Here is a 23,284-nt window from a genome sequence, read left to right as displayed (position 1 = left end):
CACGGACCGGTACCGGCGTGTCGCCGGTGATTACGTACGTGCTTAACGATCGGCGCCCAGGACAGGCACCAGCGCGGCGCCCAGGGCGGCCGGATCATGGCGGGGCGTGCCGTCGGTGACGGCGATGGGAGCGAGCAGCAGCCGGGCACCCAGCGATTCTGCCGCACGTTCGACCGATTCGGGGTCACCCACCGCCTTGGAGTCGGCCAGCACCACGTCCACCTTCAACTCGGACAAATAGCGGTGCAGGGTGGCCAGATGGTCGGCCAGGGAGAGGCCGAGGGTCTCCTTCTCGGCCACCAGGTTGAGGGTGACCAGCCGCCGGGCCGGGCTCGAGACGATCGCGTGGGCCAGTCCCGGCACCAGCAGGTGCGGCAGCACGCTGGTGTACCAGCTGCCCGGCCCGAAGATCAGCCAGTCGGCCTCGGAGACCGCGGCCACCGCCTCCGCGCAGGCGGCCGGCGCCACCGGGGTGAGCCGGAGCGAGTCGACCCGGCCGCCGGTGACCGCGACCTGGTGCTGGCCGCGCACGGTGCGTACCTCGTCGGGGTGGTCGGCGTCGGCGCCGCGCACCCGGGCCTCGATGCCGACCGGCTGGCAGGACATCGGCAGCACCCGGCCGACCGCGCCGAGCATGGCGCCGGCGTGGTCGAGCGCGGCGACCGGGTCGCCGAGCAGCTCCATCAGGCCGCAGAGGACCAGGTTGCCGACCGCGTGCCCGGCCAGCGCGTCGGGGGTGCCAAGCATTCCCCCGGCGTTCTCCGCGACGGTCGCGGCGGCGTCCGCGCCGGCCCCCCGGCCGGGGTCCGCGGCGGCGAAACGGTGCTGGAAGAGCCCGGCGCTGCGCCGGGTGGCCGGGTGGTCGCCGGCCAGCGCGACGAGGGCCTGCCGCAGGTCACCCGGGGGCAGGCCGCCGCGCTCGGCGCGCAGCCGGCCGCTGGAGCCGCCGTCGTCGCCGACCGTGACCACCGCGGTGATGTCCAGGTCCAGCTCCGGTACGCAGTGCCGCAGCGCCCGCAGGGACGCCGACAGGCCGTGCCCGCCGCCGAAGGCGACCACCTTCCGGCCGGTCATTCCCGCCCCAGGTCCCGGTGCTGGGCGTTGGCGGCGATGCCGGACTGGCGCAGCCGGGCGGCCAACTCCTCGGCGATGGCGACGCTGCGGTGCTTGCCGCCGGTGCACCCCACGGCGACGGTGAGGTAGCGCTTGCCCTCGCGTTCGAACCCGGCGGTGGTGGCGTTGACCAGGTCGGCGTACCCGGCCACGAAGGCGTCCGCCCCCTCCTGGCCCAGCACGTACGAGCTGACCGCCTCCTCCCGCCCGGTGTGCTCCCGCAACTCCGGCACCCAGTACGGGTTGGGCAGGAACCGGGCGTCCATCACGAAGTCGGCGTCGGGCGGCAGCCCGTACTTGAAGCCGAAGGAGAGGACGGTGATCCGCAGGCGGCGGGCGTCCTCGCCGCCGAAGAGCTCCTCGACCCGCCGCCGGAGCTGGTTGACATTGAGGTGGCTGGTATCGATGATCACGTCGGCCTGGTCGCGGGCCTCCTCCAGCAGGTCGCGCTCGACGGCGATGCCGTCGGCCAGCCGCCCCTCACCCTGCAACGGGTGCGAGCGCCGGACACTCTCGAACCGGCGGATCAACACCTCGTCGTCGGCGTCGACGAAGACCACCCGCGGCGAGAAGCCGCGGTCCTTGAGCTCCCGGATCGCCCCGGCCAGGTCCGTGGAGAAGGCGCGCGAGCGGACATCCAGCACCATCGCGGTACGCCGGGCGGCGCCGCCGGCCTTGAACGCCAGCTCCGCCATGTCCAACATCAACGCCTGGGGCAGGTTGTCGACCACGTAGTAGCCGACGTTCTCCAGCGCCCGGGCCACTGTGCTCCGCCCACCGCCGGAGAGGCCGGTCACCACCACCAGGCTGGTGTCCGCCTCGGTCGGCGCCGGCTGCCCGACCGCCGGTCCCATCGCCGTGCCCGCCGGCACCAGGTCCGCCGTCGTCCGCGCCTCGCTCACCCACTACCCCCAAGCCGTGGCGCCGCGGCCGGTCGGCCGCGCGTGGTCAATCAGCGACTCTAACCGCTGGGACCCCGCCTGGGATTCCACGGGGTGACGACCGGAACACCTGCTTGTCCGGTTCCGGCCCGGAATCCGGCGGCGGCCAGGGCCCGCCCGCGCGTCCTCCCCCGGGCCGGCGCGGCTCGGCGTCGGCGGGGTGTCGGGGGACGCTCCTAGACTGCGCGGATGGTCTCCCCCACCGATCTACGGACCGAGGACGCGCTGCGGGTGCTCCGGCGGGTGTTCGGCTACGACGCCTTCCGCGGCTTCCAGGAGGAGGTCGTCGACCACGTGGTGGCCGGCGGCGACGCGCTGGTGCTGATGCCGACCGGTGGCGGCAAGTCGCTCTGCTACCAGATCCCCGCGCTGGTCCGCGACGGCGTCACGGTCGTCGTCTCCCCACTGATCGCGCTCATGCAGGACCAGGTCGACGCGCTCACCGCGGTCGGCGTGCGGGCCGGCTTCCTCAACTCGACGCAGGATCTGGCCGAGCGGCGGCGGGTCGAGGCGGCCTTCGTCGCCGGCGAGCTGGACCTGCTCTACCTCGCGCCGGAGGGGCTGGCCGTCCGATCCACCCTCCAACTGCTGGAACGCGGCACCATCGCGCTCTTCGCGATCGACGAGGCGCACTGCGTGTCGCAGTGGGGGCACGACTTCCGCCCCGACTACCTCAACCTCTCGATGCTGCACGAGCGGTGGCCGGGGGTGCCGCGGATCGCCCTGACCGCCACCGCGACCAGCGCCACCCGGGCCGAGATCGCCACCCGGCTCAGGCTCACCGACGCCCGGCACTTCGTGGCCAGCTTCGACCGCCCCAACATCCAGTACCGGATCGTGCCGAAGCGGGAACCGCGCAAGCAGCTGCTGAGCCTGCTCCGCGACGAGCACCCGGCCGACGCCGGCATCGTCTACTGCCTCTCCCGCGCCTCGGTGGAGAAGACGGCCGAGTTCCTGGTGCAGAACGGCATCCCCGCGCTGCCGTACCACGCCGGCCTGGACGCGGCGACCCGTGCCGCCAACCAGCAGCGCTTCCTGCGCGAGGACGGCCTGGTCATGGTGGCCACGATCGCCTTCGGGATGGGCATCGACAAGCCGGACGTCCGCTTCGTCGCCCACCTGGACCTGCCGAAGTCCGTCGAGGGCTACTACCAGGAGACCGGCCGCGCGGGCCGGGACGGCCTGCCGTCCACGGCCTGGCTGGCGTACGGGCTGCAGGACGTGGTGCAGCAGCGGAAGATGATCGAGACGTCGGAAGGTGACCTCGCGCACCGCCGCAACCTCGCCGCCCACCTGGACGCGATGCTCGCGCTCTGCGAGACGGTCCGCTGCCGCCGGGTCCAGCTCCTCGAGTACTTCGGCGAGTCTGCGACGCCGGCCTGCGGCAACTGCGACACCTGCCTCAACCCGCCGGAGTCGTGGGACGGCACGGTCGCCGCGCAGAAGCTGCTCTCCACCGTCTTCCGGCTGGACCGGGAACGCAACCAGCGGTTCGGCGCCGGGCACTGCGTCGACATCCTGCTCGGCAAGCGGACCGACAAGATCACGCAGTACGGTCACGACTCGCTGACCGTCTTCGGCATCGGCACCGAGCTGCGCGAGGCCGAGTGGCGCGGCGTGGTCCGGCAGCTGCTCGCCGAGGGCCTGCTCGCCGTCGAGGGCGACTACGGCACGCTGGCGCTGACCGAGGCGAGCGCCGAGGTGCTGGGCCGGCGGCGCACCGTGACCATGCGCCGCGAGCCGGAGAAGCCCGCGGCCAGCCGGTCGGCGAAACCGCGTGGCGCGGCCACCGTGATGGCCGAGCTGGACCCGGTCGCGACCTCGGTCTTCGAGCGGCTGCGCGCCTGGCGGGCGGCGACCGCGAAGGAGCAGGGCGTGCCCGCGTACGTCATCTTCCACGACGCCACCCTGCGGCAGATCGCCACCGACGCGCCGGCCTCGCTGGCCGAGCTGTCCCGGGTCAACGGCGTCGGCGAGAACAAGCTGGCCAAGTACGGTGACCAGCTCCTCGCCGTGCTCGCCGAGGGCGACGCACCCGCCTGACCGACCCGGTCTGGCGGCGTTGGTTCCGCCCGTGCACCCACGTCCTGATCGCCGCGGGCATCCGGACCGTGGAAGACGGCGAAAGGGCCGACCCCGGGTGGGGTCGGCCCTTTCGTGGTTGGTGCGGTGGGTCAGGAGGCGGTGTAGCCGCGGGTGGCGATCCAGTCGGCGAGGTTGTCGACGCTGATGCGGTAGGAGGCCATGTTCGGGTCGGCCGAGTCGGCGATGGTGACGGTGTGGCCGCCGTCGCGGTAGCCCACGACGCTGATGTAGTGCCCGCCTTCGAAGGAGTGGACGGTGCCGTCGGTGTCGACGGCGGTGCCGGCGATGTTGGCGACCACGGCCCGGCCGTCGTCGACGGTGGCGACGATGTCGGTGCGCAGCTTGTCGGTCTGCTTGTCGTCGGCCTTGGCGTCGCGGATTTCGACGCTGTGGTAGACGTCCTTACCGGTTTCCTTGTTCAGGACCGGGGTGATGTCGTTGACGCTGTTGGTGCCGGCCTCGGTGGTGCCCATTTCCTTGGCCATGGCGTCGACGTTGATGTCCTTGCCCTGCACGGACAGGGCGTTGCGGGTGGCGGCGGGGCCGCAGTAGTAGAAGTTCGGCTGCGCGGCGTAGCGGACGTTGAGTTCCCGCTCGCTGTGCTTGCGGTCGGTCTGCTTGCGGTCGGTGTGCACCTGCGCCGTGGCCTTCTCGGCGGGGGCGGCGTGGGCGGCGATGGCCGGGCCGGCGATGCCGGCGGCGGTGGCGGCGAGGCCGGCAGCGGTCAGAGCGGTCTTACGGATCAGATCGGTACGCATGATGGCGTGCTCCTCTGCTCGGGGGTCCCGCACGGGGGTGCGGTGGTGCGCGCAAAAACGGGGGGAAAGTCTTGAGGGGGATCTGCCCGGCGGCCGGGGGCCTGCTCGGGTCCGGAGGATGTAACCGTCCCGGCGGGCCGGGTGTTCCCGGCTCGGCGCCGGGGCCAGCACCGGGGGCGGGGGTTCCTCGGTGGTATGCCATGTTCAACGACCCGGCCCCGCCCGCCATTCCACCGCCGGGGTGGCCCCGCCCACGGCACACCGGGCCGTAAACCGGACACCCCGCGCACCGGAGGGCGCGCCGATCCGGACATCCAGCCACACACGCCCCGACCCGCCCAGCGTCAAGATCCGCGCATTTTCGGGCAGAGTGCCGCCTCCCGGCGCACCGCCCCCATCGAGTTACGGACGGTGACCCTCGTTCGGCCCGCCAATCATCCGACCGCTCCCTTTGCTCTGCTTCCCCACAGGCAACAGGCACGGCCGGTAACCGTTGCGTCCGTTGAAGCAGAGCAAAGCGGTGCCGAGGAATGGTCGCCGGTCGGAGCGGCCGAGTCGAAGAGGCCTGGTCAAAAGCCTCTGACAAAGCAGGAAGGCGACATGGCCCCACCTTCCCAGGGAACCGGTGACTAGCTCTGCGGCGACTTGGTGCCCTCGTCCAGGGCGGCCAGGATCGCCTCGGCGGTCCGCTTCCCCACCCCGGGCACCTCGGTGATCTCCTCGACGGTGGCGACGGAGAGCCGCTTGAGGGAGCCGAAGTGCCGCAGCAGCGCCTTGCGGCGTACGTCGCCCAGACCGGGGATGTTGTCCAGCGCCGACTCGGTCATCCGCTTGGAGCGCCGCTGGCGGTGGAAGGTGATGGCGAAGCGGTGCGCCTCGTCGCGGACCCGTTGCAGCAGGTAGAGCCCCTCGGAGGTGCGCGGCAGGATGACCGGGAACTCGTCGTCCGGCAGCCAGACCTCCTCCAGCCGCTTGGCCAGCCCGCACAGCGCCACGTCGTCGATGCCCAGCTCGGCGAGGGCCTGCGCCGCGGCGCCGACCTGCGGCGCGCCGCCGTCGACCACCACCAACTGAGGCGGGTACGCGAACTTGCGCGGCCGCCCGGTGGTCGGGTCGATGCCGGGCCGGTCCGGGTCGCCGGCGGTCTCCTCGCCGATCTCCCCGGTCTCGGCGCGGGCGTCCAGGTAGCGGGCGAAGCGCCGGCGCAGCACCTCGGACATGGCCGAGAGGTCGTCGGTGGCGCCCCGGACGATGAACCGGCGGTATTCGCTCTTGCGGGGCAGCCCGTCCTCGAAGACGACCATGCTGGCCACCACGTCGGTGCCCTGGATCTGCGAGACGTCGAAGCACTCGATGCGCAGCGGCGACGTCCGCATGCCGAGCGCGTCGCTGATCTCGTCGAGGGCCTTACTGCGGGTGGTCAGGTCACCGGCCCGCTTGAGCTTGTGCCGGGCGAGGGCGTCCTTGGCGTTGCGCTCCACGGTCTCCAGCAGCGACTTCTTGTCGCCACGCTGCGGCACCCGCAGCGACACCCGGCTGCCCCGGTGGCTGGTGAGCCACTCGGCCAGCGCGTCGGCGTCGGCGGGCAGCTCGGGCACGAGCAGCTCGCGGGGCACGTCGGCCTCGCCCTGCTCCCCGCCGTAGACCTGGGTGCAGAAGTGGTGCACCAGGTCGCCGGTGCTCAGTTCTTCGGTCTTCTCCACCACCCAGCCGCGCTGGCCGCGGACCCGGCCGTCGCGGACGTGGAACACCTGGACGGCGGCTTCGAGGGGATCGTCGGCGAAGGCCACCACGTCGGCGTCGGTACCGTCGCCGAGCACCACGGTCTGCTTCTCCATCGCCCGCCGCAGGGCGGCGACGTCGTCGCGGAGCCGGGCGGCCCGCTCGAACTCCAACTGCTCGCTGGCCTCGGTCATCTCGCGCTCGAGCCGGCGGACCATGGTGTCGGTGCGGCCGGCCATGAAGTCGCAGAACCCGTTGACGATGTCGCGGTGCTGCTCGGCGGAGACGCTGCCGACGCACGGCGCGGAGCATTTGCCGATGTAGCCGAGCAGGCAGGGACGACCCACCTGTCCGGCCCGCTTGAACACCCCCGACGAGCAGGTCCGCGCCGGAAAGACCCGGAGCAGCAGGTCGAGCGTCTCGCGGATCGCCCAGGCGTGCGAGTACGGCCCGAAGTAGCGCACCCCCTTGCGCTTGGCGCCCCGCATCACCTGGAGCCGCGGGTACTCCTCGTCGAGGGTGACGGCCAGGTAGGGGTACGACTTGTCGTCGCGGTAGCGGACGTTGAACCGGGGGTCGTACTGCTTGATCCAGGTGTATTCGAGCTGGAGCGCCTCGACTTCGGTGCCGACGGTGACCCAGTCGACCGACTCGGCCGTGGTGACCATCTGCTGGGTGCGCTGGTGCAGGCCCCACAGGTCGGCGAAGTAGGAGTTGAGCCGGCTGCGCAGGTTCTTCGCCTTGCCGACGTAGATGACCCGGCCGGTGCCGTCGCGGAAGCGGTAGACCCCTGGCGACTCCGGGATGGTGCCGGGCGCGGGACGGTAGGTCGAGGGGTCAGCCACGCGAACAAGCCTAGTCCGCACCCCCGACACCCCGCCCCCGCCGCCACACCTGGCGGGCGGGGGCGCCGGGGCGGTCAGGCGAGGGAGATCTGGTCGCCGTCGACCTTGACGTTCTTGGCGGCCAAGGGGCGGGTCGCGGGGCCCTGCTTCACCGAGCCGTCGCTGATCGAGAACCTGCTGCCGTGGCAGGTGCAGTTGATGGTGCCGCCGTCGACGTTCGACACCGGGCAGCCCTGGTGGGTGCAGATCGGGTTGAAGCCCTTGAACTCCCCCGGGTTGGGCTGGGTGATCACCACGCCCTTGCTGGCGAAGACCGCGCCGCCGCCGACCGGGATGTCCGTGGTGCGCGCCAGGGGGCCGGTGGTGTCCCGGTTGCCACCCTCGGCGTCGCCGGCGCTGCTCACGCTCGGGCCACCGCTGCTCGGGGCCGCACCGCCGCCGGTCTCGCCCGCGTCGCTGCCGCAGCCGGCCAGCACGACCGACGCCCCGACCGCGCCGACGCCCGCGAGCAGCGCCCGGCGCGTCTGGGTACCCGGCCCGGTCAGCACCTGATCGTCACTCATCTCCCGGCCTCTCTCTCGGCTGTCGCCGCCCGTCATGATCCGCGGCCACACTGCTGAACACGGATCACCGCGCCGCACGGTTCATACGGTTGCGTCACCGAATGGATATCGGAGCGGGCGGACCCGGCCGCCGCCGGGTCCGCCCGTCCGTGCCGTCCGGAATCAGGACAGGGAGATCTGGTCGCCGGTGACCTTGATCTCCTTGGCCGGGAGAGGCTTCTTGGCCGGGGGCGCCTTGACCGAGCCGTCGGCGATGGAGAACTTGCTGGCATGACAGGGGCAGTTGATGGTGCCGCCCTCGATGCTTGTGACCTTGCAGCCCTGGTGGGTGCAGATCGCGCTGAAGGCCTTGAATTCACCGGGCTTCGGCTGCGTGACCACGACATCCCGGTCGGCGAATATCTTGCCGCCACCGACCGGGATTTCGCTGGTCTTTGCCAGGGGCTGGCCACTCCCAGCGGGGGACGTGGGGCCGGCGGCGGCCTGGCCGGAGTCGTCGCTGCCGCAGGCGGCCAGTACCGCCGCCGCGCCGACCGCGCCCGCACCGGCGAGCAGTGCCCGACGGGTCTGGTTACCCGGCTCGGTGAGCACCTGATCGTCACTCATGACTTCCCCTCTCTGCCGCCGCGCCCGTCATGATCCGCGGTCACGTTCCTGCCACGGATCACCCTGCCAGAAATTTCACCCGCTTTACGGCTATTCCGGCCGCGCCCGGGGCCGGCAACCCAACCGGGTACGCGGCCGCGCGGATGTCAGCGCGCGCCGGCCGGCACCTTCTTCGAACTCCGGGACCTGGTGCCGTTGGCCTTCGCCGCCCGGTTGGTGGCCGCCGTGGCGCCCTTGGCCTCGCCGTCGAGCTTGAGCACGTGGCGCAGGAACTGGCCGGTGTGGCTCTCGGTCACCTCGGCGACCTCCTCGGGGGTGCCGGTGGCCAGCACCGTGCCGCCCCGGTGGCCGCCCTCCGGGCCCATGTCGATGAGCCAGTCGGCGGTCTTGATCACGTCGAGGTTGTGCTCGATGGTGATCACCGTGTTGCCCTTGTCGACCAGGCCCTCGAGCACCATCAGCAGCTTACGGATGTCCTCGAAGTGCAGGCCGGTGGTCGGCTCGTCGAGCACGTAGACCGTCCGACCGGTGGAGCGCTTCTGCAGCTCGGAGGCGAGCTTGACCCGCTGCGCCTCACCGCCGGACAGCGTGGGCGCGGGCTGGCCGAGGCGGACGTAGCCGAGGCCCACGTCGACCAGCGTCCTGAGGTGCCGGTGAATGGCCGGGATGGCGGAGAAGAACTCCGCCGCCTCCTCGATCGGCATCTCCAGCACGTCCGAGACGGTCTTCCCCTTGTAGTGCACCTCCAGAGTCTCCCGGTTGTACCGGGCGCCCTTGCAGACCTCGCAGGGGACGTAGACGTCCGGGAGGAAGTTCATCTCGATCTTGATGGTGCCGTCGCCGGAGCAGGCCTCGCAGCGGCCGCCCTTGACGTTGAACGAGAACCGGCCCGGGCCATACCCCCGGACCTTGGCCTCGGTGGTCTCGGCGAAGAGCTTCCGGACGTGGTCCCAGACCCCGGTGTAGGTGGCGGGGTTCGACCGGGGCGTCCGGCCGATCGGCGACTGGTCGACGCCGACGACCTTGTCCACGTGCTCCAGGCCGGTGACCCGGGTGTGCCGGCCGGGGACCAGCCGGGCGCCGTTGATCTGGTTGGCCAGCACCGCGTACAGGATGTCGTTGACCAGCGTCGACTTGCCGGAGCCGCTGACCCCGGTGACCGCGATCAGCTGGCCGAGCGGAAACGACACGGTGAGGTTGCGCAGGTTGTGCTCCCGCGCCCCCTGCACCACCAGCTCCCGGCCGGGGGTCTGCGGACGCCGCTGCCGCGGCGTCGGGATCGACTTGCGCCCCGACAGGTACGCCCCGGTGATCGACTCCGGGTTTTCCAGCAGGGCCGGCACCGAGCCGCTGTGCACGATCTTGCCGCCGTGCTCGCCGGCGCCCGGGCCGATGTCGACGATCCAGTCGGCGACCCGGATGGTGTCCTCGTCGTGCTCGACCACGATCAGCGTGTTGCCCAGCCCGCGCAGCCGGATCAAGGTCTCGATCAGCCGGTGGTTGTCCCGCTGGTGCAGGCCGATCGACGGCTCGTCCAGCACGTAGAGCACGCCGACCAGACCGGAGCCGATCTGGGTGGCGAGCCGGATGCGCTGCGCCTCGCCGCCGGAGAGGGTGCCGGCCGCGCGGTCCAGCGAGAGGTAGTCCAGGCCGACGTCGAGCAGGAACTTCAGCCGGGCGTTGATCTCCTTGAGCACCCGCTCGGCGATCATCTTCTGCCGGTCGGTCAGCTCGATGCCGGCGAGCAGCTCAGCCGCCTCCCCCACGGAGAGATTGCAGACCTCGGCGATGCTCCGGCCGGCCAGGGTGACCGCGAGCACCTCGGGCTTGAGCCGGGTGCCGCCGCAGGCCGCGCAGGGCACGTCCCGCATGTAGCCCTCGTACTTGTCCCGCGACCACTCCGACTCGGTGTCGGTGTGCCGGCGCTCGATCCACTGCACCACGCCCTCGAAGCCGGTGTAGTAGGAGCGCTCGCGGCCGTACTTGTTGCGGTAGCGCACGTGCACCTGGTCGTCGGAGCCGTGCAGGATCGTCTTCTGCGCCCGCGACGGCAGCGCCCGCCAGGGCGTGTCGATGTCGAAGTGCTCGGCCTCGCCGAGCGCCTCCAGCAGACGGAGGAAGTATTCCAGGTTGTGCCCGGTCGCCCAGGGCTGGATGGCGCCCTCGCGCAGGCTGCGCTCCGGGTCGGGGACGACCAGCTCCGGGTCGACCTCCTTCTTGGTGCCCAGGCCCGTGCACTCGGGGCAGGCGCCGTACGGCGCGTTGAAGGAGAAGACCCGCGGCTCCAGGTCCTCGATCGCGAGGGGGTGGTCGTTGGGGCAGGCCAGATGCTCGGAGTAGCGGCGCTCGCGATCCGGGTCGTCCTCGGGCAGGTCGACGAAGTCGAGCAGGACCAGGCCGCCGGAGAGGCCGAGCGCCGCCTCCACCGAGTCGGTCAGCCGCTGCTTCGAGCTCGCCTTGACGCTGAGCCGGTCGATCACCACCTCGATGGTGTGCTTCTCCTGCTTCTTGAGCTTCGGCGGCTCGGTCAGCGGGTGCACCACGCCGTCGACCCGGGCCCGGGCGTAGCCCTTTGCCTGGAGCTCGGCGAAGAGGTCGACGTACTCGCCCTTGCGGCCGCGGACGACCGGCGCGAGCACCATGAACCGGGTGCCCTCGTCCATCGCCAGGACGCGGTCGACGATCTGCTGCGGACTCTGCTTGGAGATCCGCTCGCCGCAGACCGGGCAGTGCGGCTCGCCGATGCGGGCGAAGAGCAGCCGCAGGTAGTCGTAGACCTCGGTGATGGTGCCGACGGTGGAGCGCGGGTTGCGCGAGGTGGACTTCTGGTCGATGGAGACCGCGGGGCTGAGGCCCTCGATGAAGTCGACGTCGGGCTTGTCCATCTGGCCGAGGAACTGCCGGGCGTACGACGACAGCGACTCGACGTAGCGCCGCTGGCCCTCGGCGAAGATGGTGTCGAAGGCCAGGCTCGACTTGCCCGACCCGGAGAGCCCGGTGAACACGATCAGGGCGTCCCGGGGCAGGTCGAGACTGACGTCACGCAGGTTGTGCTCGCGCGCGCCTCGGATGATCAGTCGGTCGGCCACGGTCCGTGTACTCCCGGGAGAAGAAAGTGGGGCGGATCTGTCCGCTCCGAGCGGGGTCTGAGCGGTTTGCGGGCGCAGAAGAGACGCCTCGGCAACTTTAGCCCCGAGGTACGACAACTTTCCGCGCCCGCACATTCCCCCAGCTCAGGCCGTTCGCGCCGACCGCGAGTGGGTCAGCGTGACCGGCCAGCGGCTCAGTATCCGCCCGGCGACGGGGGCGGCGTCGGACGCACCGTGCGCCGTCGACCGCCACGCCAGCCGCCGCGACGTTCGGCGGCCAGCCGGACCTCCCGGCGGCGGCTCTCGAAGGCCACCTCCCGCTGCAGCCGGCGCCAGCTCTCCCAGCGCCGCGCCGGCAGCTCCCCGTTCTCCAGCGCCTCCCGCACGGCACAGGCGGGCTCGCCGTCGTGCGCGCAGTCGGCGTACCGGCAGCCGGCGGCCAGCTCGACGATGTCGGCGAAGGCCCGGTCCAGACCGGCCGATCCGTCCAGCAGGCCCACCGCCCGGACGCCCGGGGTGTCCACCACCGCGCCCCCGTGCGGGATCGGCACCAGCGACCGCCAGGTGGTGGTGTGCCGGCCCTTGCCGTCGACCCGGCGGATCGCCTGGGTCGGCATGACGACGGCACCGGCGAGGGCGTTGACCAGGCTCGACTTGCCGGCCCCGGAGGGTCCGAGCAGGCCGAGCGTCCGCCCGGGGGCGACGAACGGCCGCACCGGGTCGAGCCCGACGCCGTGTTCGGCGCTGACCGGCAGCACCGGCACCCCCGGCGCGACGGCGGCGAGCTGGCGGGCCAGCGCGGCCGGGTCGGCGGCCAGGTCGACCTTGGTCAGCACGATCAGGGGCCGGGCTCCCGACTCGTGGACCAGGGAGAGCGCCCGCTCGATCCGGCCGACGTCCGGCTCGGGGTGCACGGGCTCGACGACCGCGGCGGCGTCGAGGTTGGCGGCGAGCACCTGCCCGCTGGCGTCCTTGCCGGCGGTCCGGCGGACCAGCGCGCTGCGCCGGGGCAGCACCGCCTCGACGGTCCGCCGCCGGTCCGGCCAGGTGCCGACCAGCACCCAGTCGCCCGCGCAGGGCAGCGCGGCCAGGTCGCGGGCGGCGGCGGCCAGCACCCCGCCACCGAGGCTGGCCCGGACCGGGCCGTCGGCGCAGAGCACGGTGCAGACCCCCCGGTCGACCCGGGCCACCCGGCCCGGACGGTGGTCGCTGCCCCGTCGTACGTGTGCCGCCCAGCCGGCGTCCCAGCCGAGGGCGGTCAGATCCATGGTCATGGCATCCTCATCGGTGTCGAGGCGGCAACTGGCGGAACACGCGTGCTACGACCGGCATGATCACCACCACCTCCTCCGACGTCCCGGTGCCGCGTTCGAGGCCGACGGTAGGGCGCGCGCCGACGCGCCGAAAGCGATTTCCACGGCGACGCCGGCGCGCCGGACCGCTAGGGTCGACGCGTGACCACCGATCCGCTGCTGCTGACCGGCGAGGTGGACGACGCCACGGCCCGGCTGCTGCGTACCGTGGCAGCCTTCGACGCCGCGGACGTCGCCGCCGCCTCCCTGCTGCCGGGCTGGACCCGGGGGCACGTGCTGACCCACCTGGCCCGCAACGCCGACGGCTTCGTCAACCTGCTCACCGCCGCCCGCACCGGCGAGCGGATCCCGATGTACGCCAGCGCGGACGCCCGTACCGCGGACATCGAGGCCGGCGCCGATCGTTCGCCCGCCGCCCTCCTGGACGACCTGCGGCGCACCTCGGACCGGTTCGTCGAGGCGGTCGACACGATGCCGGTCGAGGCGTGGGCGGCGACCGTCGAGACGCGGCGTGGCCCGTGGCCGGCGGCCATGCTGGTCTGGGGCCGGCTCCGCGAGATCGAGGTGCACCACGTGGACCTGGCCGCCGGCTACCGGCCGGTCGACTGGCCGGAGGCGTTCGGCCAGCGGCTGCTGCACGAGGTGGCCACCGGGCTGGCCGACCGGCCCGACGCGCCGGCCATGGTGCTGCGCTTCGACGGCTTCCGCCAGGAACTCGTCGTGGGCGATCCCGAGGGGGCGCCCACGATCACCGCCGCCGCGCCCGAACTCGCCGCCTGGCTGATCGGCCGCAGCGCGGGCGAGGTGCTCACCGTCACCCCCGACGGTCCCCTGCCGACTCCACCGGAATGGATATAGCGGACCCATGACCTACAGCGGAGACGTCACGCCCGGCGGCGCGCCGGCCGTACGTGAGCTCGGCGGGCTCACCATCACCAAGGTGTCGGTGGGCCCGATGGACAACAACGCCTACCTGCTGCGCTGTCAGGACACCGGCGAGCAGGTGCTGATCGACGCGGCCAACGAGGCGCCCCGGCTGCTCGAACTGGTCGGCGACGGCGGGCTGGCCGCGGTGGTCACCACGCACCGGCACATGGACCACTGGGTGGCTCTGGAGGAGGTGGTCGCCAAGACCGGCGCCCGCCCGCTGGTGCACGCCGACGACGCCGACGGGCTGCCGATCGACGCGGAGTCGCTCGCCGAGGGTGACACCGTTGCGGTCGGAGGCTGCGCGCTGGAGGTCATCCACCTCAAGGGGCACACCCCCGGCTCGGTCGCCCTGCTCTACCGCGACCCGGCCGGCATCCCGCATCTGTTCACCGGCGACAGCCTCTTCCCGGGTGGGGTCGGCAACACCGACCAGGACCCGGAGCGGTTCGGGCAGCTCATCGACGACGTCGAGCACAAGCTCTTCGACCGGCTGCCGGACGAGACCTGGTTCTACCCGGGCCACGGCAGGGACAGCATCCTCGGCACGGAGCGCCCGTCGCTGCCGCAGTGGCGCGCCCGCGGCTGGTGAGTCCCCCGCCGGTGCGGGCCAGACCGCCCGCACCGGCTGCCGCTCCGACCCCGACGGTGGCCGCGCGTCGCGGCCACCGCCGGCCCCCGTCGCCGGCGCGGCCGGTCAGGCGGACGTGCCCACCCCGGCCAGCGCGCGGAGCCGGTGCCGGGTGCCCAGCAGCACCGGGCCGGCGAGCAGCAGGCCGACCGCCATGGTCAGCACCGTCGGGTTCGGCGCCCCGGGCAGCAGCCCGGTCAGCGCCCGGGCCGCGGTGCCGAGGAGCACGTAGAGGCCCGCCCAGGCCGTCGCGCCGAGCGCGGCGCAGGCCGCGAATCGCCGGTACGACATCCGCAGCCCGCCCGCGGCCAGCGGCAGCAGCGCGTTGAACACCGGCAGGAACGGCGCGACCAGCACCATCCGGCCGCCGCCGCGGCGCAGGATCACCTCGGCCGCCGCCCATCGCGACTCGCCGATCCAGCCGCCCACCCGGCTGCGCCGCAGCCGGTCGCCCCAACGCCGGCCGGCGAGGAAGCTGAGCGACCAACCGGCCAGGCAGCCGGCCACCACCGCCGCCACGGTCGCCAGCCCGGTGGCCGGCCGACCGGCGCCGACCGCGGCGAGGACCGCGGCGTCGCCGGGCACCAGCACCCCGAGCAGCGGTACGGCGTCGGCGAGCATGACCATGCCGAGCGTGCCCATCAGCAGGGCGGTGGGCAGCTCACCGAACTGGGCCAGCAGATCAGTCATGCCCGTACGCTATGGCCGCCCGGCCGCGCGCACATCGGGTCCGATCCCCCACCGGCCCCTGATCCCGGCTCGGGGTCGACCCCGACCCGCCGCCGGCGGTCAGGCCGGGCGCAGCACCTGTACCCGACGCATCGGGGAGTCCACGGACGGCTCGGTGGTGGGCACCGGATAGCTGGCCACCACCTCCAGCCGCCCCAGGGGCAGGTGCCCCCGGTCGGGGTCGCCGACCAGCACCTCGGCGCCGCCGGCGGCGGCCCGCTGCAGGAACGGCAGCACCCGTTCGGCCAGTGCGGCGTCGTAGAGGATGTCCCCGGCCACCAGCAGGTCCGCGGTCACTGTGGAGTCGAGCAGGTCGTCGGCGCTGGCGGCGACGAGCACCCGGTTGGCTCGCGCGTTGACGGTGACCGCCGCGACGGCGTACGGGTCGATGTCGTTGGCGACCACCTGGTCGGCGCCGGCGAGCGCGGCGGCGATGGCCACCAGCCCCGACCCGGCGGCGAGGTCGAGCACCCGGCGGCCGGCGGCCAGTTCGGGGTGGTCGAGCAGGTGGCGGGCCAGGGCCTGCCCGCCGGCCCAGGCGGAGGCCCAGTACGGCGGCGGCAGCGGGTGACCCGCCGCCGCCTCCATCCGGGCCCACCAGACGATCGCGTCCTCGGCCAGGTGCAGTCGCACCTCGGGCACGAACGGGGTCTCCATCAGCCGGAGCCGGTCCAGACCGGAGCCGGGCACGGTGATCTCCCGTTCCAGTTCGGCCAGCGCCGTGCGATCCCTCACCGGCGCAAGCATGCCCCGGGTCGGCCCGGACCGGGTGGCTTTCCCGCTCCGCGCGCGGATTCCCTGGGGCGCGCCGGCACTTCCGGCAGCGAATTGCGCTCCGGGAGGCTACTGTCGGGGTGGTACAGGGCGATCATCGGCCGAACGGTCGGTGCTCACCCGCTTTGAACAGGGAGAGATTGCATGGCAACCGGCACGGTCAAGTGGTTCAACTCGGAAAAGGGCTTCGGCTTCATCGAGCAGGACGGCGGAGGCCCGGACGTGTTCGTCCACTACTCGGCCATCGCGAGCAGTGGTTACCGGGAACTCAACGAGGGCCAGAAGGTCGAGTTCGAGGTGACCCAGGGGCAGAAGGGGCCGCAGGCGGACAACGTCCGTCCGCTGTAGCTCCGTGCCGGTGGCGGCGGTCGGGTTCCGACCGCCGCCGCAGCGCATCTCAGGCCGGTTCCGGCGCGCCCGGCAGGTCGCGTCGTCGCCGCAGCGGCCCGACCAGCAGGATCAGCGGGGTCACCGCCAGCCAACCGGTCATCACCCAGATCGCCCGGCCCGGCCCGTACGCGGCGCCCAGCGCCCCGGCGAGCACGGCCGCCAGCGGGATCGTCCCGTAGTTCAGCAGCTGCATGCTGACCGTCACCCGACCGAGCAGCGCCTGCGGGGTGTAGGTCTGCCGGAAGCTGCCCTTGACGACGTTGCCCACGGCGACGGCGAGGCTGACCACGACTCCGCCGAGGAGCAGCCAGAGCACCCCGCTCCCGGGCCCGGCGAGCGGGATGAGCAGGGCGGGTGGCCCGGTGCCCAGGGCGGCCAGCAACATCGCGCGGGCGGTGCCGACCCGGCGGGCGACGGTCGTGGCCACCGTCGCGCCGACGATCCCGCCCAGGCTGGCCAGGCCGATCAGCAGCCCGACCAGGCCGGGCGGCAGCCCCGCCGAGCGGACCAGGAAGACCACCAGGACGGCCTGGTACCCGGTGAGCCCGATGTTGCTGGCGGCCCCGAAGACGGTCATCACCCGCAGGTACGGGTCCCGGGCGACGAAGCGGATCCCGGCCGCCACCTCCCGGCGCAGCGACGGCGGGCCGTCGAGGCGGGGCGTCCGGCGCTCGACCGCGCGGATGCGCCACAGGCAGGCGGCGGAGACGAGGAAGCTCAGCGCGTCGAGCAGCAGGGCGGTGACCGCCCCGGCGAGCTGGGCGACCAGGCCGGCCAGCCCCGGACCGACGACGTAGCTCGCGGTCTGCGTGGCGTGCAGCTTCGCGTTGCCCTCCGGCACCTCCTCCGGCCGGAGCAGGGTCGGTAGGTACGCCTGGTCGGCGGTCTCGAAGAAGACCCGGGCCAGGCCCGCGCCGAGCGCCACGGCCAGCAACTGGCCGATGGTGAGCACCCCGAGGACGGCGGCCACCGGGACGCTGAGGAACAGCACGGCCGACACCAGGTCGCAGACGATCATCACCGGGCGGCGGCGCAGCCGGTCGACCCAGGCGCCGGCCGGCAGGCCGACCAGCAGCCAGGGCAGCCACGCCGCGGCGGTGAGGACGGCGACCTGGAAGGTGGTTGCGTCCAGCACGGCCAGCGCGACCAGCGGCAGCGCCACCGTGGTCACGTTGCTGCCGACGCTGCTCACGGTCTGTCCGGTCCAGAGCAGCCGGAAGTCCCGGTGCCGGAACAGCCCGCCGCGTGGGCGTACCGGCGGGTCGGGCACCCGGCGCGCCGTCGGCGCGCTCACGGCTGCGCCGGGATGCCGTACGCGAACAGGAACACCGGCTCGCGCCGCCGCCCGTCGTCGGGCACCTCCCGGTCCGCCCACCGGGCGAACAGGTCGACCACCTCGCGTCCCAGCTCGGCCAGCTCCTCCGGGGTGAGGTGCAGCCAGCGGTCGGTGGAGAAGGGACCGTCGCCCCAGGCGGCCTGGGCCTCGTCGGTCGCGGCGTGCCAGGCGCGGGCGAGGGCGACCTGCCGGTCCAGGTTGAGCGAGGTGGCGGCGTCGGCGACCGCCCGGGCGGCGGGGTCGGCGTCGAAGTCGGTGTTGGACCAACGCACGCCGCGGCTCTGCAGGCGCCACCACCGCTCCCGGCGATCCCGGGCCAGCTCGGGAGCCTCGGTGACGAGTTCGGCGGTGGCCAGCACCTTGAGGTGGTGGCTGACGTTCGCCGGCGCCTGGCCGGTCCGCTCGGCGAGCAGGCCGACGGTCGCCGAGCCGTGCACCTTGAGCACGTCCATCAGGCGACGGCGGAGCGGGTGGGCGAGCGCGGCGAGGACCCGGGAGTCGGTCACCTGTCGGACGTTCTGGTTCGGCATACGCCCACCCTGACATCGGCAACGACGTTTGCGCAATGCCTGTTGCGAAATAGTACTTGCCGATAGGACGGGAAGCCGGTCACTCCATCGTCGTGACCCGCTCGCCGCGGGGCCCTCGCCGCCCCCGGCGGGAGGACGCTTCCCTGGGGTCCGGGGCACCGGCGACGGACTCCGCCACGCACCAAGAGGCACTATCTGGAACTGAGGGAAGACTCTGGACCGACGCCGAGGAGCGGTAGGACGATCGCCGACGGGTGCTCCGGATCGTGCAGGATCTCCCGCCGCCCGGCACGCAGCGTGACGGCCGTGCCGAGCGGTTCGCCGGTGCCCGGGTTGCGCGCGTACCGCGGATGGGCGCCGCCGGAGACCTGGACCCGCAACCGGTGCCCGGGGGCGAACCGGTGCGCGGTCGGCCAGAGGGTCACCGGCACCCGCACCACGCCGGACGGACCGGTCGGGAAGCGGCCCGGCGCGACCCGGACCAGACCGTCGCAGACGTTCCAGGATCTCCCCCGGAGGTCCACGTCGCAGAGCCGCACGAAGACGTCCAGGTACGACAGTTCACTGCGGACATGGATCTCCGCGTGGACCGGTCCGACCACCTCCAGCGGCGCGTCGAGCGGCGGGCTGGTGTAGGTCAGCACGTCCGGCCGGGCCTCCACGGGCCGGTTGTCCACCGCGCCCGCCCGCTGGGCGACCAGGAGCGGGCCGCCGAGCGACGGCGTGGGGTCGGCCGGGTCGTACCAGATCCGGTCCGGCGCGGACGGGGTCGGCGGGTCCGGCGCGAGGGCGCCTTCGGCGTGCAGGTGCCACCGGGTCGGCGCGGCCGGCGGGGGCCAGTCGGTCAGGTCCCGCCAGCCACCGCCCACTCCCCCGACGTGCACCCGCACCGGCGCGGTACGCGTGCCCGCGCGGCCGGCCAGGTGCTCGTCGAGCCAGTCGAGGCCGTCCCGCAGGGCGGCCACGAAGAGCCCGGGGCTGCCGTGGGTCCACGGTCCGACGGTCAGTCGCGGGTGGGCGCCGGCGGCCCGCAGCGCGGCGTAGTCGTCGAGCTGGGCGGGGAGGAAGATGTCGTGCCAGCCGCTGATCATCGCCACCGGGGCGCGCACCTCGGCGATCCGGTCGCCGAAGACCCGGGACCGCCAGTAGTCGGCGTCCGGGGTGTGGTGGCGCAGCCACTCCTGAAAGAAGGGCACGGTGACGCCGGTGGCGATCCGGTCCGCCTCGGCCAACGGCAGGTGGGCCAGCGCAGCGGTCAGCCGAGGCTGCCCCCGCTTGAGCTCCCACTGCCGGGCCAGCCACGGCACGGTCTGCGCCTGGAGCAGCTCCGCCCAGGTCAGCACCGTGTCCAGGGCGAACGACTCGCCCGCGTACGTCGAGTCGCGGGTGCCCGAGGCCGTCACCACCGCGACCATCGCCTTGAGCTCGTCGGCCGCCTCGGCGGCCACGGCCCACTGCACGAAGCCCTGGTAGCTGGCGCCGAACATGCCGAACGCCCCGGACCACCAGCGCTGCCGGCGCAGCCAGTCGACGGTGTCCAGGCCGTCGTCGCGCTCGTGCACCAGCGGCGCGAACTCCCCGCCCGAGCCGTACGTGCCCCGGCAGGACTGGATGACCACGTGGAAGCCGCGCTCGGCGGCGAGCCGGCCGAGGAGCCGCACCGGCCCGCCCCGCCCGTAGGGCGTACGGATCAGCACGGTGGGCGCGCCGGGCAGGTCGGGGGCGTAGTGGTCGGTGCGCAGCGTCACCCCGTCGCGGACCCGGACCGGGATGTCCGGGGTCACCGTGACCCGCGGGCTCCGGGCGGCCGGTAACCGCAGCGCCGCGGTGGCGAGTCGGGTGGCGAGCCGGTCGAGCACGTCGGTCAGTCCGTGGCCCGGCGGGACGACTCCGGGCGGGCGGCCCGCACCGCGTCGCGGTGTTCGCGCTGCGAGGCGCTCATCTCGGTCATGAACCGGTGGACCACGGCCAGGTCCTCGTCGCTGAACCGGGCCAGCACCTGGTCGGTGCGGGAGCCGAGCGGCTGGAAGAACTCCCTCGCCAGCGCGGCGCCCCGGTCGGCGTGGTGCAGGAAGACCTTGCGCCGGTCGGCGGTGTCCCGGTCACGCCGGATGTGTCCGGCCCGTTCGAGGCGGTCGACCAGGGCGGTGACCGAACCGGAGGAGAGGTTCAGCTGCTCCCCGAGCCGGCCGGGGGTGATCGGTTCGCCGGCCAGCTCCGCGTCCATGACGGCGATCAGCGCCTGCAGGTCGGTGGCGTTCAGCCCGTGCAGGGCGGCGAACGCGTGCCCGACGTGCTGCGCGTCCACCGAGTAGCGCCGCAGGTCAGTGGTGATGTCCGAGATCATCCGCCCGCGTGGGTCGTCCCGCCGCCGATACCTGCCGTGCGATGCCACGTCTTGTCGATTCCCCTGTCGAACGGGCCCGGGTCAGCAGCATAGAACGGCGGCCACGTAGCCCGCGCGGGTCCACCGCGGCCGGCGTCGTCGGTCAGGTCAGTAGCTCAGGCAGACGCACTCGGTCATCAACGCGCGCACGTTGCGCACGTACTGCGGGTTGGGGATGGTCAGCGGCTCGCCCTCCCGCGCCACCGCGTTGTGGCCGTAGTTGTACGCCGAGATGACGGCGTTGAGCAGGCAGGAGTTCAGCTCGCTGGTGCAGAGCGAGGCGTCCAGCCGGTAGTCGGCCTCGAAATACATGTCGCCGATGTACTTGGTCAGCCAGGCGAGATAGTTGGCGCCGAGGTAGGCGTTGTCCCGGTAGTCCGCGATGTCGTACGACTGGCCGAAACGCTGGTTCATCCAGTCCGCGGTGGCCGGCATGACCTGCATCAGCCCGATGCCTCCGTCGCAGGCGACGATGTTGGACTGCCAGCCGCTCTCCTGCCAGGCAGTCGCCTTGAGCAGGTCCAGCGGGATCGCGATGTCCGGCGCTGACGTCGGCCAGTAGGTGCGGCCGGCGGCGGCGCCGAGGGCCGCCTTGACCTCGCTGCGGGTCGCCTGGGTGCCCTGGTTAGGTGGGCTGGCAACCGCTCGGTGCCGGCTTCGGCGGGGGCGGCGGGACCCGCGTCTCGGTCGGCGGCTTCGGGGTGACGAGCGGTCCCGCCGCCGTCCGGGTGGGCTTCGGCTTCACCGTCGGCTTGGCACTCGGGCTGGCCTTGGCGCTGGGCGCCGCGCCCATCGCCTCGACCCCCGGCGGCACCTCGTTCGGCTGGTCGCCGGGCGCCTCGACGGGCGCCTCCGTCGGCAGCGCGACCGGCGCGGCCAGCTCCCGGGGCGCGGGTTCCGCGCCGCCGCACCCGGTGATCCCGGCGGCCAACAGCACGCCGACCACCACCGCGGCGCCGACCCGACCCATCCCTGGACCCATCTGACCCCTCCCCCGTGGCATGCGCCGGACCCTACAAGGACCGGCCGGTTCGCGGGGGCCCGATGGCCGTTCACCGTCCGGTCCATCGACGCCGGACCGGCTCCGGCGCGCCGGCAGCTCCCCGGCCGGATCTTCACCGGGCGCGTCGCGAGCCGGGTGCCACGGCCGGTTCGTCGCCGGTCGGCCCGTCCGCCGCCCGGCCGCCGCCGACCGCCCGGTCCCGGGTGGCCCAGGCCACCATGAACACCGCCGTCCAGGCCATTCCGAGCAGGACGGAGGTGGCCGTGCCGCTCGCCGTGCTCCAGCCGAGATACAACCGGGCGCCGCCGATCGCCACCACGCCCGCGACGGCGACGGTCCAGGCCGCCACCGCCGCCGGCCAGGGCGCTCCCCGGGACAGCAGCCAGGCCAACGTGCCGAGGCTCGCCGTCACCACCGCGTTCTGGGTCGGAAACAGGACGGCGGCATCGCCCGGCCCGCCCGGTCCGGTCAGGTCGGCCACCACGGCCAGCACCACCAGCGGCACGAACGCCCCCACCGTGCCGACGACGCTGAGCAGGTCCGCCCGCCAGGGCCGGTGCCGCCAGGCCAGCACGGCGGCGACCAGCGTGACCACCATGATCAGGACCGACCCGCGCAGCACCGAGGCCGCCGTCGACGCGGCGTGGACCACCCCGGGGGTACGCCGGTCGGCGAACCAGTCGGCGAGGAGGCCGTCGACCACCGCGAGCCCGCTGTACCGGACCCCCGCCTCCAGCGCGAAGGCGATGGCCAGCCCCGCGGCGAAGAGCAGCAGGAGGCCGGCAGCGAGGTTGAGCAGCAGCGTCCAGGCCGGGCCGATCCGCGTGCTGAGCAGGAGGAACAGCACCCCGTAGCGGGCCCGCAGCCAGCGCAGCGGCGGCAGCCCGGCGGCCCGCGACGCCAGGGCCCGCGCCGGGTCGGGGTTACGGCCCAGCCACCGGCCGGCCAGCACCACGGCCACCAGGCAGAGCAGCAGCACCGCGACCGCGCCGGTGGCCCGGCCGAGCAGGTGGGAGACCCGCTCGTACGACTCGCCGGCGAGGTAGCCGAGCAGGACCGAGCCGCCCACCCAGGTGACCACCCCGCCGAGGTTCCACGGCGCGAACCGGCGGTACGGCATACCCGCCGCGCCGGCCAGCCGGGGCGCCAGCGTGCGGGCGAAGGCCACCCAGCGGGCGGCGAAGAGCCCCCGCCCGCCGAGCCGGTCGAGCAGCGCGTCCGCGCGGTGCCAGCGCTCCGGGCCGATCCGGGCGCCCAGGCCGGAGGCGCGCAGTCGGGGGCCGTAACGGCGGCCGGCCCGGAAGGCGAGTGTGTCGCCTATCACGGCAGCACCCGTCATGACGAGCAGCGCCGGAATAATCCGGAGCGTCCCCGCGTACGCTAAGAAGCCGACCAGCAACAGGGTCGCCTCTCCCGGCACCAGCAAGCCGAAGATCACCGCCGTCTCACCTGCGACGATCGTCGCGGCGACCAGGTAGATCAGCAGGGACGGCAGGCCCTGCAGCGACATCAGCAGGTCAGGCATCCGGTGCCCAGCAGCACG

Annotated in this window: 19 protein-coding genes and 1 pseudogene; 4 read left to right on the top strand and 16 right to left on the bottom strand. The window is 73.3% G+C overall.

What is annotated here, in order from left to right; all coding sequences use genetic code 11:
• Window positions 1-42: 42 nt before the first annotated feature.
• Entirely contained in the window at window positions 43-1,074 is a 1,032-nt protein-coding gene (locus GA0070613_RS18755) for a gluconeogenesis factor YvcK family protein (protein WP_089013493.1), read from the bottom strand.
• Window positions 1,071-1,967: an RNase adapter RapZ gene (gene rapZ, locus GA0070613_RS18750; RefSeq protein ID WP_089016042.1), complete on the bottom strand. Its 897-nt coding sequence runs from the start codon at window positions 1,965-1,967 to the stop codon at window positions 1,071-1,073. The genes GA0070613_RS18755 and rapZ overlap by 4 nt, the downstream gene beginning before the upstream one ends.
• A gap of 276 nt (window positions 1,968-2,243) precedes the next feature.
• Here rapZ and recQ point away from each other — a divergent pair, with 276 nt between their 5' ends.
• Window positions 2,244-4,097: a DNA helicase RecQ gene (gene recQ / locus GA0070613_RS18745; protein WP_089013492.1), complete on the top strand. Its 1,854-nt coding sequence runs from the start codon at window positions 2,244-2,246 to the stop codon at window positions 4,095-4,097.
• A 131-nt stretch (window positions 4,098-4,228) separates the two neighbouring features.
• Here the strand turns inward: recQ and GA0070613_RS18740 are convergent, their stop codons facing one another.
• The 6 genes from GA0070613_RS18740 to rsgA form a co-directional block, all read right to left on the bottom strand.
• On the bottom strand, window positions 4,229-4,897 hold the full coding sequence (locus tag GA0070613_RS18740; RefSeq protein WP_089013065.1) for a C39 family peptidase: 669 nt from the start codon (window positions 4,895-4,897) through the stop codon (window positions 4,229-4,231).
• A gap of 629 nt (window positions 4,898-5,526) precedes the next feature.
• Window positions 5,527-7,464, bottom strand: coding sequence for an excinuclease ABC subunit UvrC (gene uvrC, locus GA0070613_RS18735; protein WP_089013491.1), 1,938 nt, complete (start codon window positions 7,462-7,464; stop codon window positions 5,527-5,529).
• Between the two features lie 74 nt (window positions 7,465-7,538).
• Complete coding sequence (locus tag GA0070613_RS18730) at window positions 7,539-8,027, bottom strand: Rieske (2Fe-2S) protein (RefSeq protein ID WP_089013490.1); 489 nt, start codon at window positions 8,025-8,027, stop codon at window positions 7,539-7,541.
• A gap of 162 nt (window positions 8,028-8,189) precedes the next feature.
• Window positions 8,190-8,633, bottom strand: coding sequence for a Rieske (2Fe-2S) protein (locus GA0070613_RS18725; RefSeq protein WP_089013489.1), 444 nt, complete (start codon window positions 8,631-8,633; stop codon window positions 8,190-8,192).
• 146 nt (window positions 8,634-8,779) lie between these two features.
• Window positions 8,780-11,722 carry an excinuclease ABC subunit UvrA gene (uvrA, locus tag GA0070613_RS18720; protein WP_089013488.1) on the bottom strand — a complete coding sequence of 981 codons (2,943 nt, stop codon included), beginning with the start codon at window positions 11,720-11,722 and terminating at the stop codon, window positions 8,780-8,782.
• Between the two features lie 194 nt (window positions 11,723-11,916).
• Window positions 11,917-12,996 (bottom strand): ribosome small subunit-dependent GTPase A, encoded by a 1,080-nt coding sequence (rsgA, locus tag GA0070613_RS18715; RefSeq protein ID WP_089013487.1) that lies wholly within the window; start codon window positions 12,994-12,996, stop codon window positions 11,917-11,919.
• A gap of 180 nt (window positions 12,997-13,176) precedes the next feature.
• On the opposite strand from rsgA, the gene GA0070613_RS18710 reads away from it, so the two are divergent.
• Both GA0070613_RS18710 and GA0070613_RS18705 read left to right on the top strand, forming a co-directional pair.
• Complete coding sequence (locus tag GA0070613_RS18710; RefSeq protein ID WP_089013486.1) at window positions 13,177-13,893, top strand: maleylpyruvate isomerase family mycothiol-dependent enzyme; 717 nt, start codon at window positions 13,177-13,179, stop codon at window positions 13,891-13,893.
• Between the two features lie 7 nt (window positions 13,894-13,900).
• On the top strand, window positions 13,901-14,554 hold the full coding sequence (locus tag GA0070613_RS18705) for an MBL fold metallo-hydrolase (RefSeq protein WP_089013485.1): 654 nt from the start codon (window positions 13,901-13,903) through the stop codon (window positions 14,552-14,554).
• 105 nt (window positions 14,555-14,659) lie between these two features.
• Here the strand turns inward: GA0070613_RS18705 and GA0070613_RS18700 are convergent, their stop codons facing one another.
• Window positions 14,660-15,283 (bottom strand): DedA family protein, encoded by a 624-nt coding sequence (locus GA0070613_RS18700; protein WP_089013484.1) that lies wholly within the window; start codon window positions 15,281-15,283, stop codon window positions 14,660-14,662.
• Between the two features lie 99 nt (window positions 15,284-15,382).
• The gene (locus GA0070613_RS18695; RefSeq protein WP_089013483.1) at window positions 15,383-16,069 is read right to left on the bottom strand and encodes a class I SAM-dependent methyltransferase; all 687 of its coding nucleotides are present in this window, start codon (window positions 16,067-16,069) and stop codon (window positions 15,383-15,385) included.
• Window positions 16,070-16,240: 171 nt separating this feature from the next.
• Between GA0070613_RS18695 and GA0070613_RS18690 the strand changes: the two genes are divergently transcribed.
• The gene (locus GA0070613_RS18690; RefSeq protein ID WP_088961229.1) at window positions 16,241-16,444 is read left to right on the top strand and encodes a cold-shock protein; all 204 of its coding nucleotides are present in this window, start codon (window positions 16,241-16,243) and stop codon (window positions 16,442-16,444) included.
• A 49-nt stretch (window positions 16,445-16,493) separates the two neighbouring features.
• Here GA0070613_RS18690 and GA0070613_RS18685 read toward each other — a convergent pair whose 3' ends face one another.
• The 6 genes and pseudogenes from GA0070613_RS18685 to GA0070613_RS18660 form a co-directional block, all read right to left on the bottom strand.
• Window positions 16,494-17,780 carry an MFS transporter gene (locus GA0070613_RS18685; protein ID WP_231929267.1) on the bottom strand — a complete coding sequence of 429 codons (1,287 nt, stop codon included), beginning with the start codon at window positions 17,778-17,780 and terminating at the stop codon, window positions 16,494-16,496.
• Complete coding sequence (locus tag GA0070613_RS18680; protein WP_089013482.1) at window positions 17,777-18,352, bottom strand: ArsR/SmtB family transcription factor; 576 nt, start codon at window positions 18,350-18,352, stop codon at window positions 17,777-17,779. Before GA0070613_RS18680 ends, GA0070613_RS18685 begins: the two co-directional genes overlap by 4 nt.
• Before the next feature lie 191 nt (window positions 18,353-18,543).
• Window positions 18,544-20,211 carry a CocE/NonD family hydrolase gene (locus GA0070613_RS18675; RefSeq protein WP_089013481.1) on the bottom strand — a complete coding sequence of 556 codons (1,668 nt, stop codon included), beginning with the start codon at window positions 20,209-20,211 and terminating at the stop codon, window positions 18,544-18,546.
• A 5-nt stretch (window positions 20,212-20,216) separates the two neighbouring features.
• Entirely contained in the window at window positions 20,217-20,747 is a 531-nt protein-coding gene (locus tag GA0070613_RS18670; protein WP_231929265.1) for a MarR family winged helix-turn-helix transcriptional regulator, read from the bottom strand.
• A 99-nt stretch (window positions 20,748-20,846) separates the two neighbouring features.
• A pseudogene (locus tag GA0070613_RS18665) lies at window positions 20,847-21,720 on the bottom strand (transglycosylase SLT domain-containing protein).
• Window positions 21,721-21,853: 133 nt separating this feature from the next.
• Window positions 21,854-23,266 (bottom strand): DedA family protein, encoded by a 1,413-nt coding sequence (locus GA0070613_RS18660; protein ID WP_089013479.1) that lies wholly within the window; start codon window positions 23,264-23,266, stop codon window positions 21,854-21,856.
• Window positions 23,267-23,284 lie beyond the last annotated feature (18 nt).

The organism is Micromonospora inositola (assembly GCF_900090285.1).
Classification (GTDB): domain Bacteria; phylum Actinomycetota; class Actinomycetes; order Mycobacteriales; family Micromonosporaceae; genus Micromonospora; species Micromonospora inositola.
Note: the sequence above shows the minus strand (reverse complement) of the source record. Positions and strands in the feature narration are given on the sequence as shown.

Coding starts and splice junctions, on each gene's coding strand:
- GA0070613_RS18755 (WP_089013493.1), bottom strand. CDS start 1,074: ATGACCGGCCGGAAGGTGGTCGCCTTCGGCGGCGGGCACGGCCTGTCG.
- rapZ (WP_089016042.1), bottom strand. CDS start 1,967: ATGGGACCGGCGGTCGGGCAGCCGGCGCCGACCGAGGCGGACACCAGC.
- recQ (WP_089013492.1), top strand. CDS start 2,244: ATGGTCTCCCCCACCGATCTACGGACCGAGGACGCGCTGCGGGTGCTC.
- GA0070613_RS18740 (WP_089013065.1), bottom strand. CDS start 4,897: ATGCGTACCGATCTGATCCGTAAGACCGCTCTGACCGCTGCCGGCCTC.
- GA0070613_RS18730 (WP_089013490.1), bottom strand. CDS start 8,027: ATGAGTGACGATCAGGTGCTGACCGGGCCGGGTACCCAGACGCGCCGG.
- GA0070613_RS18725 (WP_089013489.1), bottom strand. CDS start 8,633: ATGAGTGACGATCAGGTGCTCACCGAGCCGGGTAACCAGACCCGTCGG.
- rsgA (WP_089013487.1), bottom strand. CDS start 12,996: ATGACCATGGATCTGACCGCCCTCGGCTGGGACGCCGGCTGGGCGGCA.
- GA0070613_RS18705 (WP_089013485.1), top strand. CDS start 13,901: ATGACCTACAGCGGAGACGTCACGCCCGGCGGCGCGCCGGCCGTACGT.
- GA0070613_RS18700 (WP_089013484.1), bottom strand. CDS start 15,283: ATGACTGATCTGCTGGCCCAGTTCGGTGAGCTGCCCACCGCCCTGCTG.
- GA0070613_RS18695 (WP_089013483.1), bottom strand. CDS start 16,069: ATGCTTGCGCCGGTGAGGGATCGCACGGCGCTGGCCGAACTGGAACGG.
- GA0070613_RS18690 (WP_088961229.1), top strand. CDS start 16,241: ATGGCAACCGGCACGGTCAAGTGGTTCAACTCGGAAAAGGGCTTCGGC.
- GA0070613_RS18680 (WP_089013482.1), bottom strand. CDS start 18,352: ATGCCGAACCAGAACGTCCGACAGGTGACCGACTCCCGGGTCCTCGCC.
- GA0070613_RS18660 (WP_089013479.1), bottom strand. CDS start 23,266: ATGCCTGACCTGCTGATGTCGCTGCAGGGCCTGCCGTCCCTGCTGATC.